Genomic DNA, 13,387 nt, shown 5'->3' with positions numbered 1-13,387 from the left:
GCTTCATCCGTGAAATTTTCCGTTGAAATCACCCGTCGGGCGCAACGCCCGGGCATAGCAGAACAGGAACAGATTGCGCACCAGTTCCTTGAGCACCAGCGGTTCGCTGGAGTTCAGGCTGTTGAGGTCCAGGTCCCCCTGATCCTGTAGTTCGCTCAAGGCTTCTTCTTCAAGCACCGCGCAGACTTCCCCGGTTTCCCGATGCAGTATCCTGAGGTAGGGGTGTGGGCGGTCCAGCCAGGCATCGATCAAATAAGTCATGGTTCTCATCTCCTTGATGGATTTGATGAGAATAATTCTTATTATCGAAATAGCAAGGTTCTATTTGTATTCCGGTTTGTTTTCTGACGATGGGTTGTCGCAGCTCACGACGGCTGGCGTTTCGCTGGCATTTGCAAAGCGGGGCTGAAGCGGGGAGGGCGGGGCTCCATCCCACGCAAAGCGCGGGATGGGCTACAGAAGACTCAGACTTTTCTGACGAACTCGGATTTGAGTTTCATAGGGCCGATGCCGTCGATCTTGCAGTCGATGTCGTGATCGCCGTCGCACAGGCGGATGTTCTTGACCTTGGTGCCCACCTTGACCACCAATGACGTGCCCTTGACCTTGAGGTCCTTGATCACGGTGATGGTGTCGCCGTCTTGCAGGACGTTGCCGACCGAGTCTTTCTTCACGCTGTCAGCGGACGCCGCTTCAACTTCACCGCTGGCGGACCATTCGTGGGCGCACTCCGGGCAGACCAGTTGGGTACCGTCTTCGTAGGTGTATTCGGAATTGCATTTCGGGCAGGGTGGCAACGTGCTCACTAAGGTTCCTTGGGTATCAGGAGGGCAAAAGGGCGCACATTGTATAGGGTTTTACGTCGGGTAGGGGAGTGAGCCTGTAGCCAGGGAGCAAGCTCCCTAGCCAGAAAAGCCTTTGGATCAGTGGGTGCGGGCGACCGCAAACTCGCTCAGTTCCACCAGCGCATCGCGGTATTCGCTGGCCGGCAGGGCATCGAGGCATTTGATTGCGCGGGCGACGTAGTCCCGGGCCAGTTGCGCGGTGTAGTCCAGCGAGCCGGAAGCTTCGACCGCTGCGCGAATGCTTTCCAGGTCTTCGATCCCGCCTTTCTGGATCGCCTGGCGGACCAGGGCCGCCTGTTCAGGCGTGCCTTCGCGCATCGTGTAGATCAGCGGCAGGGTCGGCTTGCCTTCGGCGAGGTCGTCACCGACGTTCTTGCCCAGGGTTTCGGCGTCGCCCTTGTAGTCCAGCAGGTCGTCGACCAACTGGAAGGCCACGCCCAGGTGATCGCCGAAGGTGCGCAGCGCGTCGCTCTGCTTGGCAGTGGCGCCGGCCAGCGCGGCGGCGCTGTGGGTCGAGGCTTCGAAGAGCATCGCGGTCTTGCCGCGGATGACCTCCATGTAGGTTTCTTCCGTGGTGCTGGCGTCGCGCACCTTGGACAATTGCAGTACTTCGCCTTCGGCGATGATGCGAGTGGCCTGGGACAGGATCTTCATCACCGGCATCGAGCCCAGCTCGACCATCATTTCGAACGAGCGCGAATACAGGAAGTCGCCCACCAGCACGCTCGGGGCGTTGCCCCACATGGCATTGGCGGTCGAGCGGCCACGGCGCATGCCAGACATGTCGACCACGTCGTCATGCAGCAGGGTGGCGGTATGCAGGAACTCGATGGTGGCAGCCAGCAGGCGCAGGTCGTCGCCTTCGCGGCCCAGGGCCTTGCCGCACAGAAGCACCAATAAAGGACGCAAGCGCTTGCCGCCGGCCGAGGTAATGTAGTCGCCGATTTTCGATACCAGCGGTACTCGGGAAGTCAGCTGCTTCTTGATGATGCCGTCGACGGCACTAAAATCGTCCGCCACTGCGCGGTAGAAAGCTTGGGGTTGCATCAGCGACAGGCGCTCCAGAAGGGTTGCGCGGCATGCTAGGACCCACGTCCGGGGCTGTCAAGGCACGATGGACGGCTACTTGCAACGCCAGGACAGCTTGCGTACAATCGCGCACCCTGAACTTCCTGGGCAGCACCTGCCTTACGCAATTGCATCCGGGCCTTCCAGCCCATGCAGCCATGCCAGCCAATACCTCTTCTTCTAAAGCGCTGGGTGAGCAGGATTATCGGAGAAATACCATGTCTTATGCAGTAATCGTTACTGGTGGCAAGCAATACAAGGTCGCCCCAGGTGAATACCTGAAGATCGAAAAACTGGAAGTCGCTACTGGCGAATCCGTGACTTTTGATCGCGTTCTGTTGGTCGCCAATGGCGATGACGTGAATATCGGTGCTCCAGTTGTTGCTGGCGCGACCGTTGTGGCTGAAGTGATCTCCCAAGGTCGTCACGATAAAGTCCGCATCATCAAGTTCCGTCGTCGTAAGCACCACATGAAGCGTATGGGCCACCGCCAGTGGTACACCGAGATCAAAATCACCGGTATTCAGGCTTAATTTCAGCCTAATTCCTCACTAGGAGAATTGAACTCATGGCACACAAAAAAGCTGGTGGTAGTACCCGTAACGGTCGCGACTCAGAAGCCAAACGCCTTGGCGTGAAGATGTATGGCGGCCAGAAAATCATTCCGGGCAACATCATCGTGCGTCAGCGCGGCACCCAATTCCACGCCGGTTACGGTGTAGGCATGGGTAAGGATCACACCCTCTTCGCTAAAATCGAAGGCGTGATCAAGTTCGAAGTAAAGGGCGCGTTCAACCGCCGTTACGTGAGCGTTGTCGCGGCTTAATCGCGAGGATGCTGGAGAAGCCCTGTCTTGCGACGGGGCTTTTTCGTTTGTGGGGTGAGTCTCTTGCAAAGCTGTTTGTATGGGCTGCCGGCGCTGCTATCGGGCGCTTGATCTGGTCGCTGCGTTCATTTTTGCAAGAGTCTTATGTCTTGTTTTTTTCGACTCGTCCGTATGGCGAGAGGCGTGTGTCATGAAGTTTGTTGATGAAGTATCGATTCGAGTAAAGGCTGGCGACGGCGGCAATGGTTGCATGAGTTTCCGTCGGGAAAAATTCATTGAAAACGGCGGTCCGAACGGTGGTGACGGCGGCGACGGCGGCTCGATCTTCATGCTCGCCGACGAAAACCTCAACACCCTGGTGGACTACCGTTACACCCGGCACTTCGATGCCGAGCGTGGCTCCAACGGCGGCAGCACCGACTGCACCGGTAAAAAGGGCGAAGACCTGGTCCTGCGCGTGCCGGTCGGCACCACAGTGATCGACTCCGCGACCCAGGAAGTCATTGGCGACCTGACCAAGCCAGGCCAGCGTCTGCTGGTGGCCCATGGTGGTTGGCACGGCCTGGGCAACACCCGCTTCAAGTCCAGCACCAACCGCGCGCCGCGCCAGACTACGCCAGGCAAGCCGGGCGAGCAGCGTGACTTGAAGCTGGAAATGAAGGTGTTGGCCGATGTGGGCCTGCTGGGCTTGCCGAACGCCGGTAAAAGTACCTTCATTCGCTCGGTGTCGGCCGCCAAGCCGAAAGTCGCGGACTACCCGTTCACCACTCTGGTGCCGAACCTGGGCGTGGTCAGTGTCGATCGCTGGAAGAGCTTCGTGGTCGCGGACATTCCGGGGCTGATCGAGGGGGCTTCCGATGGCGCCGGCCTGGGGATTCGTTTCCTCAAGCACTTGTCCCGCACCCGTCTGCTGTTGCATCTCGTGGACATGGCGCCTCTGGATGAAAGCAGCGCTGCCGATGCCGCCGAAGTCATCGTCAGTGAACTGACCAAGTTCAGCCCGGCCCTGGCCGAGCGTGATCGCTGGCTGGTGCTGAACAAGTGCGACCAGATCCTCGAAGAAGAGCATGAAGAGCGGGTCAAGGAAATCGTCGACCGCCTGGAGTGGGAAGGTCCGGTCTACGTGATCTCCGCCATTGCCAAGGAAGGTACCGAGCGCCTGTGTCACGACATCATGCGCTACCTGGAAGATCGCGCCGATCGCCTGGCCAATGACCCTGTCTACAAGGAAGAACTGGCCGAGCTCGACCAGCGCATCGAAGACGAAGCGCGTGCGCAACTGCAGGCGCTGGACGACCAGCGTGCCCTGCGTCGCAGTGGCGTGAAGTCGGTCCATGACATCGGCGAAGATGACTGGGATGAGGAGGATGTGGATGACGAAGATGGTCCGGAGATCATCTACGTTCGCGACTGATCCTGAAAATGTTCGTCAGTTAAGCTGCAAAACCTGTGGGAGCGAGCCTGCTCGCGAATGCGTTATATCAGCCAATATCCATGTTGCTGATCCACCGCTTTCGCGAGCAGGCTCGCTCCCACAGGGTTTAAGTGGCTCGGCGCGGTGTTATCATCGCAGCCAGCCGGTTTCCAGGGCGCCGCTCATTCGAGCGGCGTTTTGGTGTCTGCAAAACGCAAATACGAATAATCCCATGGGCGGCGCTGGGTCGCGCCGTTCGCTGGCAAAGGTTGAAGATGATGCGGAGCAAGGTGACGGGTGCGCAGCGCTGGGTCGTGAAGATCGGCAGCGCACTGCTGACAGCGGATGGCAAGGGCCTGGATCGCAAGGCGATGGCGGTGTGGGTCGAGCAGATGGTGGCCTTGCATGAGGCCGGCGTCGAGCTGGTGCTGGTCTCTTCGGGGGCTGTGGCGGCCGGCATGAGCCGTCTGGGCTGGACGTCGCGACCCAGCGCGATGCACGAACTGCAGGCCGCTGCCGCTATCGGTCAGATGGGCCTGGTGCAGGCCTGGGAGTCCAGCTTTGCCGAGCATGGTCGTCATACGGCGCAGATTCTCCTGACTCACGATGACCTCTCCGACCGCAAGCGCTACCTCAATGCCCGCAGTACCTTGCGCGCGCTGGTGGAGTTGAAAGTCATCCCGGTGATCAACGAGAACGATACCGTGGTCACCGACGAAATCCGTTTTGGTGACAACGACACCCTGGCTGCGCTGGTGGCGAACCTGGTAGAGGCCGATCTGCTGGTGATTCTCACTGACCGCGACGGCATGTTCGACGCTGATCCGCGCAACAACCCCGATGCCAAGCTGATCTACGAAGCCCGCGCCGATGATCCGGCCCTGGATGCGGTGGCGGGCGGGACCGGCGGCGCGCTCGGGCGCGGTGGTATGCAGACCAAGCTGCGCGCTGCACGTCTGGCGGCACGCTCCGGCGCTCACACCATCATCATCGGTGGCCGCTTGGAGCGGGTGCTGGATCGCCTGAAAGCGGGCGAGCACATTGGCACCTTGCTCTCCCCTGAGCGTGGCATGTTGGCGGCGCGCAAGCAGTGGCTGGCCGGGCATCTGCAAACCCGCGGCACGCTGGTGCTGGATGCGGGCGCCGTGGCGGCATTGTCCCAGGGCAACAAAAGCCTGCTGCCGGTGGGGGTGAAGCTGGTCCAGGGCAGCTTTCGTCGTGGCGAAATGGTGGTGTGCGTGGCGCCGGACGGTCGCGAGATCGCCCGTGGCCTGGCCAACTACAGCGCACTTGAAGCACAGAAAATCATCGGTCAGTCGTCTGATGCGATTGTCGGTCTGTTGGGTTACATGGCGGAGCCTGAGCTGGTGCACCGCGACAACCTGATTCTTGTCTAAGGAAATCACATGGGTTTGGCAAAAGGATTGATCGGCCTGCTGTTGGCGATGCCGCTGCTGGCTTCGGCCGAGGAGATTGGCCAGGTGTCGACGGTATTCAAGTTTGTCGGGCCGAACGACCGGATCGTGGTCGAGGCGTTCGACGATCCCAAGGTGGATGGGGTGACCTGTTACCTGTCCCGGGCCAAGACTGGTGGCGTGAAGGGTGGCCTGGGTCTGGCCGAGGATCGTGCCGAGGCCTCCATCGCCTGTCGCCAGGTCGGGCCGATCAGCTTCAAAGGGGAGCTCAAGGATGGCGAGGAAGTGTTTCGTGAGCGCACCTCGCTGGTGTTCAAGACCATGCAGGTGGTGCGCTTCCTCGACAAGAAGCGCAATACGCTGGTGTACCTGGTCTACAGCGACCGCGTGATCGAGGGTAGCCCGCAGAACGCGGTGACGGCGATTCCGATTTTGCCGTGGGCTCGTCCTCAATAATCAGCACATAACCCCTGTGTGCTGCTTGTTTAAGGTTTATCGATTCATTGTGGCGAGGGGATTTATCCCCGCTGGGTCGCGAAGCGACCCCTGAACCTGAGTATGTGATGTGTCAGGTTGAGGGGACTGCTTCGCAGTCCAGCGGGGATAAATCCCCTCGCCACAGATTTAGCTACTTCCTTAAGTGGGCAGCATTACCCGCATAATTCTGCGTGGTGTGAAAAATCACAGGCAATAAAAAACCGACCCTGAGGTCGGTTTTTTAACGAGCGCGTCGCTTAGGCAGCAGCGGCAACGTTCAGGGCCTTTACGTGGCCATTCAGGCGGCTCTTATGACGAGCAGCCTTGTTCTTGTGGATGATGCCTTTATCGGCCATGCGGTCGATAACAGGCACAGCCAGAACGTAAGCAGCTTGAGCTTTTTCAGCGTCTTTTGCGTCGATGGCCTTAACTACGTTTTTGATGTAGGTACGAACCATGGAACGCAGGCTGGCGTTGTGGCTGCGACGCTTCTCAGCCTGTTTTGCACGTTTTTTGGCGGAAGGTGAGTTGGCCACCGTCGAGCTCCTCGAAAGACTTTTTGGGAAATAGCAAACAAAATAGGCCGCGAATCATGCCGATGAGTTGGGGTCTTGTCAAGGGCGGGTGACGCGTTCCGCTGAATGGCAGGTACAACGCACCGGGTGATTTCTTTCCGGCGTGTGACCTGTAAACTCGCGGGCTTTGGCGCTGTGCTGTTTAGCGGCGCGCAGTATCGCACAAGTGGGCGCGTTGTTCGCCTGCTGTTTATCGACAGGCTGAAACTCTTTTCATGAATCTGCTCAAATCGTTGGCTGCCGTCAGCTCTATCACGATGCTTTCCCGTGTCCTGGGATTTGTTCGCGACACGCTCATCGCACGGATATTCGGCGCCGGAATGGCCACCGACGCCTTCTTCATCGCCTTCAAGCTGCCCAACCTGCTGCGTCGGATCTTTGCCGAAGGGGCATTTTCCCAGGCCTTCGTGCCGATCCTGGCGGAGTACAAAAGCCAGAAGGGCGACGAGGCGACCCGCACCTTCATTGCCTATGTCACCGGTCTGCTGACCCTGGTGCTGGCGCTCGTCACCACAGCCGGCATGCTCGCCGCGCCCTGGGTGATCTGGGCCACGGCACCGGGCTTTACCGACACCCCGGAAAAATACCAGCTCACCACTGACCTGTTGCGGGTGACCTTTCCTTATATATTGCTGATTTCCCTGTCGTCCCTGGCCGGGGCGATCCTCAATACCTGGAACCGGTTTTCGGTACCGGCCTTCGTACCGACCCTGCTCAACGTCAGCATGATTGTGTTCGCGGTGTTCCTGACGCCGTATTTCAATCCGCCGGTGATGGCCCTCGGTTGGGCGGTGCTGGTGGGCGGCCTGGCGCAACTGCTGTATCAACTGCCCTACCTGAAAAAGATCGGCATGCTGGTGCTGCCGCGCCTGAATCTGCGCGACAGCGGCGTCTGGCGGGTGCTCAAGCAGATGCTGCCGGCGATCCTCGGGGTGTCGGTGAGCCAGATTTCCCTGATCATCAACACTATTTTCGCCTCGTTCCTGGTGGCCGGCTCGGTATCGTGGATGTACTACGCCGACCGCCTGATGGAGTTGCCATCCGGCGTGCTGGGCGTGGCGCTGGGTACGATCCTGTTGCCGACCCTGGCCAAGACCTATGCCAGCCGGGATCGCCAGGAATACTCGCGCATCCTCGACTGGGGCCTGCGCCTGTGCTTCGTGCTGGTGCTGCCCTGTGCGGTGGCGCTGGGGATTCTCGCTGAACCGCTGACCGTCTCGCTGTTCCAGTACGGCCAGTTCAAGGCGTTCGATGCCCTGATGACCCAGCGGGCCCTGATTGCCTACTCGGTAGGACTGCTGGGGATCATTCTGATCAAAGTGCTGGCGCCAGGTTTCTATGCCCAGCAAAACATCCGCACGCCGGTGAAGATTGCCATTTTCACCCTGGTGATGACGCAATTGTTCAACCTCTTGCTGATCGGTCCCCTGGCTCACGCCGGCCTGGCCCTGGCGATCAGCATCGGCGCCTGCCTCAACGCCGGGCTGTTGTTCTATCAGTTGCGCAAGCAGAAGATGTATCAACCGCAGCCGGGCTGGGGCAAGTTCGGTCTCAAACTGCTGGTGGCCGTGGGGGTGATGTCGGCGGTGCTGTTCGGGGCGATGCATTTCATGCCGGCCTGGGGCGAAGGGCAGATGCTCGAGCGTTTCCTGCGCCTGGGTGTGCTGGTCGTCGCGGGTGTGGTGGCGTATTTCGGCATGTTGCTGCTGATGGGGTTCCGCCTGAGGGACTTCAATCGCAAGGCCTTGAGCTGAGGGAATAGCGTCGTCAAGGCCGGGCCGGGCAGTGGTTTTGTCGGTTCGATCACTTTGGGTTACGGTGTTGCCTGTCGTTGGCCGCCGGGTGTGGTTATAATCGGCCACTTTATGAGCAAGAAGCGCGTTATGCAGCTGGTTCGAGGCCTCCACAACCTGCGTCCCCGGCATCGGGGCTGTGTCGCCACCATTGGCAACTTCGACGGTGTTCACCGTGGCCACCAGGCTATCCTGGCGCGGCTGCGCGAGCGAGCGCTGGAGCTGGGCCTGCCCAGTTGCGTGGTCATTTTCGAGCCGCAACCCCGGGAATTTTTCGCCCCGCAGACTGCCCCGGCCCGCCTGGCCCGTTTGCGGGACAAACTGCAACTGCTGGCCGCTGAAGGCGTCGACCGGGTCCTGTGCCTGGCCTTCAACGAGCGTCTGAGCCGGCTCAGCGCCGCTGAATTCGTCGAAACCATCCTGGTGGACGGGCTCGACGTGAAGCACCTGGAAGTCGGTGACGATTTCCGTTTCGGCTGCGACAGGGCAGGGGATTTCGCTTACCTGCAACAGGCCGGCCTTGCCCGTGGCTTTACCGTTGAAGCGGCGCAGACCGTCGAAATGGATGGCTTGCGTGTCAGCAGCACCCAGGTCCGCAATGCCCTGGCCGCGGCCGACTTCGAACTGGCCGAGCGCCTGCTCGGCCGCCCGTACCGGATAGCCGGGCGGATCCTGCACGGACAGAAGCTGGCGCGCCAATTGGGCACGCCGACCGCCAACGTGCAACTCAAGCGCCGTCGCGTGCCGCTGACCGGGGTGTTCCTGGTCAGTGTCGAGATCGACGGCAAGGCCTGGCCCGGCGTCGCCAATATCGGCGTACGACCCACGGTCCAGGGGGATGGCAAGGCCCATCTCGAAGTACATGTTCTGGATTTTGCCGGCGATCTGTATGACCGGCGTTTGACGGTGGTTTTCCACCAGAAGCTGCGTGAAGAGCAGCGTTTTGCCTCCCTGGAGGCGCTCAAGACGGCGATCCATGCAGATATCGCCGCCGCCCGTGCCCTTGTCGCAACCAGCGCCAATCGCTAATGAAGAGCCTTAAATGACCGACTATAAAGCCACGCTAAACCTTCCGGACACCGCCTTCCCGATGAAGGCCGGCCTGCCTCAGCGCGAACCACAGATTCTGCAGCGTTGGGACAGCATTGGCCTGTACGGAAAGTTGCGCGAGATTGGCAAGGATCGTCCGAAGTTCGTCCTGCACGACGGCCCTCCGTACGCCAACGGCACTATTCACATCGGTCACGCGCTGAACAAGATTCTCAAGGACATGATCATCCGCTCCAAGACCCTGTCGGGTTTTGACGCGCCGTATGTCCCAGGCTGGGATTGCCACGGCCTGCCGATCGAGCACAAGGTGGAAGTGACCCACGGCAAGAACCTGGGCGCGGACAAGACCCGCGAGCTGTGCCGTGCCTACGCCACCGAGCAGATCGAAGGGCAGAAGTCCGAGTTCATCCGCCTCGGCGTGCTGGGCGACTTCGCCAACCCCTACAAGACCATGGACTTTACGAACGAAGCCGGTGAAATCCGGGCCCTGGCGAAAATCGTCGAGGGTGGCTTCGTGTTCAAGGGCCTCAAGCCGGTGAACTGGTGCTTCGATTGCGGTTCGGCCCTGGCCGAGGCGGAAGTCGAGTACGAGAACAAGAAGTCGTCGACCATCGACGTAGCGTTCCCGATTGTCGATGAAGACAAGCTCGCCGCCGCTTTCGGCCTGGGCAAGCTGGCCAAGCCGGCCGCTATCGTGATCTGGACCACCACCCCGTGGACCATCCCGGCCAACCAGGCGCTGAACGTCCATCCGGAGTTCAACTACGCCCTGGTCGATGTTGGCGACAAGTTGCTGGTGCTGGCCGAAGAGCTGGTCGAGTCCTGCCTGGCCCGCTACAGCCTCGAAGGCTCGGTGCTGGCGACTGCGCCGGGTTCGGCGCTGGAACTGATCAATTTCCGTCACCCGTTCTATGACCGCCTGTCGCCGGTGTACCTGGCCGACTACGTGGAACTGGGCGCAGGCACCGGCGTGGTTCACTCCGCGCCAGCCTATGGCGTCGACGACTTCGTGACCTGCAAGAAATACGGCATGGTCAACGACGACATCCTCAACCCGGTCCAGAGCAATGGCGTGTACGCGCCGTCCCTGGAGTTCTTCGGCGGCCAGTTCATCTGGAAAGCCAACCCGGCCATCGTCGACAAGCTGACCGAAGTCGGTGCACTGCTGCACACCACCGTCATCGAACACAGCTACATGCACTGCTGGCGCCACAAGACTCCGCTGATCTACCGCGCCACCGCGCAGTGGTTCATCGGCATGGACAAGCAACCCACCAGCGGCGACACCCTGCGCCAGCGGTCGCTCAAGGCCATCGAGGACACTCAATTCGTCCCGGCCTGGGGCCAGGCGCGCCTGCACTCGATGATCGCCAACCGTCCGGACTGGTGCATCTCCCGCCAGCGCAACTGGGGCGTGCCGATCCCGTTCTTCCTGAACAAGGAAAGCGGCGAGCTGCACCCGCGCACCGTCGAACTGATGGAAGAAGTGGCCAAGCGCGTCGAAGTCGAAGGCATCGAAGCCTGGTTCAAGCTGGACGCCGCCGAGCTGCTGGGTGACGACGCGCCGCTGTACGACAAGATCAGCGACACCCTGGACGTCTGGTTCGACTCCGGCACCACCCACTGGCACGTGCTGCGCGGTTCGCACCCGATGGGCCATGAGACCGGTCCGCGTGCCGACCTGTACCTGGAAGGTTCGGACCAGCACCGCGGCTGGTTCCACTCGTCGCTGCTGACCGGTTGCGCCATCGACAACCACGCGCCGTATCGCGAGTTGCTGACCCACGGTTTCACCGTCGACGAGTCCGGTCGCAAGATGTCCAAGTCCTTGGGCAACGTGATCGCGCCGCAGAAAGTCAACGACACCCTGGGCGCCGACATCATGCGCCTGTGGGTCGCCTCCACCGACTACTCCGGTGAGATGGCGGTTTCCGAGCAGATCCTGCAGCGCAGCGCGGACGCCTACCGGCGCATCCGTAATACCGCGCGCTTCCTGCTGTCGAACCTGACCGGTTTCAACCCGGCCACCGACCTGCTGCCGGCCGAAGACATGCTGGCGCTGGACCGCTGGGCCGTGGACCGTACCCTGTTGCTGCAACGCGAATTGCAGGAACACTACGGCGAGTACCGTTTCTGGAACGTCTACTCCAAGATCCACAACTTCTGCGTGCAGGAGCTGGGCGGTTTCTACCTCGACATCATCAAGGATCGCCAGTACACCACCGGCGCCAACAGCAAGGCACGCCGTTCGTGCCAGACCGCGCTGTTCCACATCAGCGAGGCGCTGGTGCGCTGGATCGCGCCGATCCTGGCGTTCACCGCCGACGAACTGTGGGAATACCTGCCGGGCGAGCGCAACGAGTCGGTGATGCTCAACACCTGGTACGAAGGTTTGACCGAGCTGCCGCAAGGCTTTGAGCTGGACCGCGCCTACTGGGACCGGATCATGGCGGTCAAGGCTGCGGTCAACAAGGAAATGGAGATCCAGCGCGCGGCCAAGGCCGTCGGTGGCAACCTCCAGGCCGAAGTGACCCTTTATGCCGAAGAGGCCCTGGGCGTCGACCTGGCCAAACTGGGCAACGAGTTGCGCTTCGTGTTGATCACCTCCACCGCCAGTGTTGCGCCGTTGGTGCAGGCGCCAGCCGATGCCGTGGTCACCGAAGTGGCTGGCTTGAAGCTGAAAGTGGTCAAGTCGGGCTTCGTCAAGTGTGCCCGTTGCTGGCACTGCCGCGAAGACGTCGGCGTGAACCCGGAACATCCGGAAATCTGCGGGCGTTGCGTCGACAACATCAGCGGCACTGGCGAGGTTCGCCACTATGCCTAACGCAGCGGGCCGTTTCGGACGGCTGGGCTGGCTCTGGTTGAGCGTGCTGGTCCTGGTCATCGACCAGGCCAGCAAGTTCTACTTCGAAGGCTCGTTGACCCTGTACCAGCAGATTGTGGTCATCCCCGACTACTTCAGCTGGACCCTGGCGTATAACACCGGCGCGGCATTCAGCTTCCTGGCCGACAGTTCCGGCTGGCAGCGCTGGCTGTTCGCACTGATCGCCGTTGTGGTCAGTGGCGTGCTGGTGGTCTGGCTCAAGCGCCTGGGCCGCGACGAAACCTGGCTGGCCGTGGCGCTGGCACTGGTGCTCGGCGGCGCGCTGGGTAATCTCTACGACCGCATCGCCCTGGGCCACGTGATTGATTTCATCCTGGTGCATTGGCAGAACCGCTGGTATTTCCCGGCGTTCAACTTCGCTGACAGCGCCATCACCGTGGGCGCCATCATGCTCGCCCTGGACATGTTCAAGAGCAAGAAAACCGGAGAAGCCGTCCATGACTGAGCAGCGTATCGCTCAAAACACCGAAGTGAAGCTTCACTTCGCCCTGCACCTGGAGAATGGCGACACCGTCGACAGCACCTTCGACAAGGCCCCGGCCGTGTTCAAGGTCGGTGACGGTAACCTGCTGCCAGGGTTCGAGGCGGCGATCTTCGGTTTCAAGGCCGGCGACAAGCGCACCGTGGTGGTTACTCCGGAAAACGCCTTTGGTCAGCCCAACCCGCAAAACGTACAGACCATGCCACGCTCGCAGTTCCAGGACATGGAGCTGTCCGAGGGCCTGCTGGTGATCTTCAACGACGCCGCCAACACCGAGCTGCCGGGTGTGGTGAAGGCTTTTGACGACGCCCAGGTGACCGTGGATTTCAACCATCCGTTGGCGGGCAAGACCTTGAACTTCGAAGTGGAAATCCTCGAGGTCAAGGCGGTTTAAAGAGCTGGCAGGCAAGTCCTGCCACTACTCGGTTTACTGTGGGAGCGAGCTTGCTCGCGATTGCGGAATCACTTCCAGCAAAGAGGTGACTGATCCACCGCCATCGCGAGCAAGCTCGCTCCCACAAGGTATCTCCATTGTGTTCGAGCCCTTCGTTCGATCAAC

General features: G+C 60.7%; 14 protein-coding genes. 10 read left to right on the top strand and 4 right to left on the bottom strand.

The genetic code is table 11. The features are described from left to right. Positions 1 to 3 precede the first annotated feature (3 nt). From LOY67_RS23655 to LOY67_RS23645, 3 genes are all read right to left on the bottom strand, one after another. On the bottom strand, positions 4 to 261 hold the full coding sequence (locus LOY67_RS23655) for a hypothetical protein (RefSeq protein ID WP_265064675.1): 258 nt from the start codon (positions 259 to 261) through the stop codon (positions 4 to 6). A gap of 203 nt (positions 262 to 464) precedes the next feature. Further along, positions 465 to 806, bottom strand: coding sequence for a zinc ribbon domain-containing protein YjdM (locus tag LOY67_RS23650; protein ID WP_265064674.1), 342 nt, complete (start codon positions 804 to 806; stop codon positions 465 to 467). Positions 807 to 923: 117 nt separating this feature from the next. Then, entirely contained in the window at positions 924 to 1,892 is a 969-nt protein-coding gene (locus LOY67_RS23645) for a polyprenyl synthetase family protein (RefSeq protein ID WP_265064673.1), read from the bottom strand. 239 nt (positions 1,893 to 2,131) lie between these two features. Between LOY67_RS23645 and rplU the strand changes: the two genes are divergently transcribed. The 5 genes from rplU to LOY67_RS23620 all read left to right on the top strand — a co-directional run bounded on the left by rplU (position 2,132) and on the right by LOY67_RS23620 (position 6,024). Next, the gene (gene rplU / locus LOY67_RS23640; protein WP_007950961.1) at positions 2,132 to 2,446 is read left to right on the top strand and encodes a 50S ribosomal protein L21; all 315 of its coding nucleotides are present in this window, start codon (positions 2,132 to 2,134) and stop codon (positions 2,444 to 2,446) included. A 35-nt stretch (positions 2,447 to 2,481) separates the two neighbouring features. Beyond that, positions 2,482 to 2,739 carry a 50S ribosomal protein L27 gene (gene rpmA / locus LOY67_RS23635; protein ID WP_003176049.1) on the top strand — a complete coding sequence of 86 codons (258 nt, stop codon included), beginning with the start codon at positions 2,482 to 2,484 and terminating at the stop codon, positions 2,737 to 2,739. 190 nt (positions 2,740 to 2,929) lie between these two features. Next, on the top strand, positions 2,930 to 4,153 hold the full coding sequence (cgtA, locus tag LOY67_RS23630) for an Obg family GTPase CgtA (protein WP_265064672.1): 1,224 nt from the start codon (positions 2,930 to 2,932) through the stop codon (positions 4,151 to 4,153). A 278-nt stretch (positions 4,154 to 4,431) separates the two neighbouring features. Next, positions 4,432 to 5,550: a glutamate 5-kinase gene (proB, locus tag LOY67_RS23625; protein ID WP_265067818.1), complete on the top strand. Its 1,119-nt coding sequence runs from the start codon at positions 4,432 to 4,434 to the stop codon at positions 5,548 to 5,550. A 9-nt stretch (positions 5,551 to 5,559) separates the two neighbouring features. Further along, positions 5,560 to 6,024, top strand: coding sequence for a CreA family protein (locus LOY67_RS23620; RefSeq protein ID WP_258627995.1), 465 nt, complete (start codon positions 5,560 to 5,562; stop codon positions 6,022 to 6,024). Between the two features lie 278 nt (positions 6,025 to 6,302). Here the strand turns inward: LOY67_RS23620 and rpsT are convergent, their stop codons facing one another. Further along, positions 6,303 to 6,581, bottom strand: a complete 279-nt coding sequence (gene rpsT, locus LOY67_RS23615; protein WP_020798646.1) for a 30S ribosomal protein S20 — start codon at positions 6,579 to 6,581, stop codon at positions 6,303 to 6,305. A gap of 254 nt (positions 6,582 to 6,835) precedes the next feature. On the opposite strand from rpsT, the gene murJ reads away from it, so the two are divergent. The 5 genes from murJ (at position 6,836) to fkpB (ending at position 13,222) form a co-directional block, all read left to right on the top strand. After that, entirely contained in the window at positions 6,836 to 8,374 is a 1,539-nt protein-coding gene (gene murJ / locus LOY67_RS23610; RefSeq protein WP_265064671.1) for a murein biosynthesis integral membrane protein MurJ, read from the top strand. Positions 8,375 to 8,503: 129 nt separating this feature from the next. Then, positions 8,504 to 9,442: a bifunctional riboflavin kinase/FAD synthetase gene (ribF, locus tag LOY67_RS23605; protein ID WP_265064670.1), complete on the top strand. Its 939-nt coding sequence runs from the start codon at positions 8,504 to 8,506 to the stop codon at positions 9,440 to 9,442. 13 nt (positions 9,443 to 9,455) lie between these two features. After that, the gene (gene ileS, locus LOY67_RS23600; protein WP_265064669.1) at positions 9,456 to 12,287 is read left to right on the top strand and encodes an isoleucine--tRNA ligase; all 2,832 of its coding nucleotides are present in this window, start codon (positions 9,456 to 9,458) and stop codon (positions 12,285 to 12,287) included. Continuing rightward, positions 12,280 to 12,792, top strand: a complete 513-nt coding sequence (lspA, locus tag LOY67_RS23595) for a signal peptidase II (RefSeq protein ID WP_265064668.1) — start codon at positions 12,280 to 12,282, stop codon at positions 12,790 to 12,792. Before ileS ends, lspA begins: the two co-directional genes overlap by 8 nt. Next, entirely contained in the window at positions 12,785 to 13,222 is a 438-nt protein-coding gene (fkpB, locus tag LOY67_RS23590) for an FKBP-type peptidyl-prolyl cis-trans isomerase (RefSeq protein WP_047702610.1), read from the top strand. Before lspA ends, fkpB begins: the two co-directional genes overlap by 8 nt. The last annotated feature ends 165 nt before the right edge of the window (positions 13,223 to 13,387 follow it).

This window comes from Pseudomonas sp. B21-056 (assembly GCF_026016325.1).
Taxonomy (GTDB): Bacteria; Pseudomonadota; Gammaproteobacteria; order Pseudomonadales; family Pseudomonadaceae; genus Aquipseudomonas.
Note: the sequence above shows the minus strand (reverse complement) of the source record. Positions and strands in the feature narration are given on the sequence as shown.

Coding starts and splice junctions, on each gene's coding strand:
- LOY67_RS23655 (WP_265064675.1), bottom strand. CDS start 261: ATGACTTATTTGATCGATGCCTGGCTGGACCGCCCACACCCCTACCTC.
- LOY67_RS23645 (WP_265064673.1), bottom strand. CDS start 1,892: ATGCAACCCCAAGCTTTCTACCGCGCAGTGGCGGACGATTTTAGTGCC.
- rplU (WP_007950961.1), top strand. CDS start 2,132: ATGTCTTATGCAGTAATCGTTACTGGTGGCAAGCAATACAAGGTCGCC.
- rpmA (WP_003176049.1), top strand. CDS start 2,482: ATGGCACACAAAAAAGCTGGTGGTAGTACCCGTAACGGTCGCGACTCA.
- cgtA (WP_265064672.1), top strand. CDS start 2,930: ATGAAGTTTGTTGATGAAGTATCGATTCGAGTAAAGGCTGGCGACGGC.
- proB (WP_265067818.1), top strand. CDS start 4,432: ATGCGGAGCAAGGTGACGGGTGCGCAGCGCTGGGTCGTGAAGATCGGC.
- LOY67_RS23620 (WP_258627995.1), top strand. CDS start 5,560: ATGGGTTTGGCAAAAGGATTGATCGGCCTGCTGTTGGCGATGCCGCTG.
- murJ (WP_265064671.1), top strand. CDS start 6,836: ATGAATCTGCTCAAATCGTTGGCTGCCGTCAGCTCTATCACGATGCTT.
- ribF (WP_265064670.1), top strand. CDS start 8,504: ATGCAGCTGGTTCGAGGCCTCCACAACCTGCGTCCCCGGCATCGGGGC.
- ileS (WP_265064669.1), top strand. CDS start 9,456: ATGACCGACTATAAAGCCACGCTAAACCTTCCGGACACCGCCTTCCCG.
- lspA (WP_265064668.1), top strand. CDS start 12,280: ATGCCTAACGCAGCGGGCCGTTTCGGACGGCTGGGCTGGCTCTGGTTG.
- fkpB (WP_047702610.1), top strand. CDS start 12,785: ATGACTGAGCAGCGTATCGCTCAAAACACCGAAGTGAAGCTTCACTTC.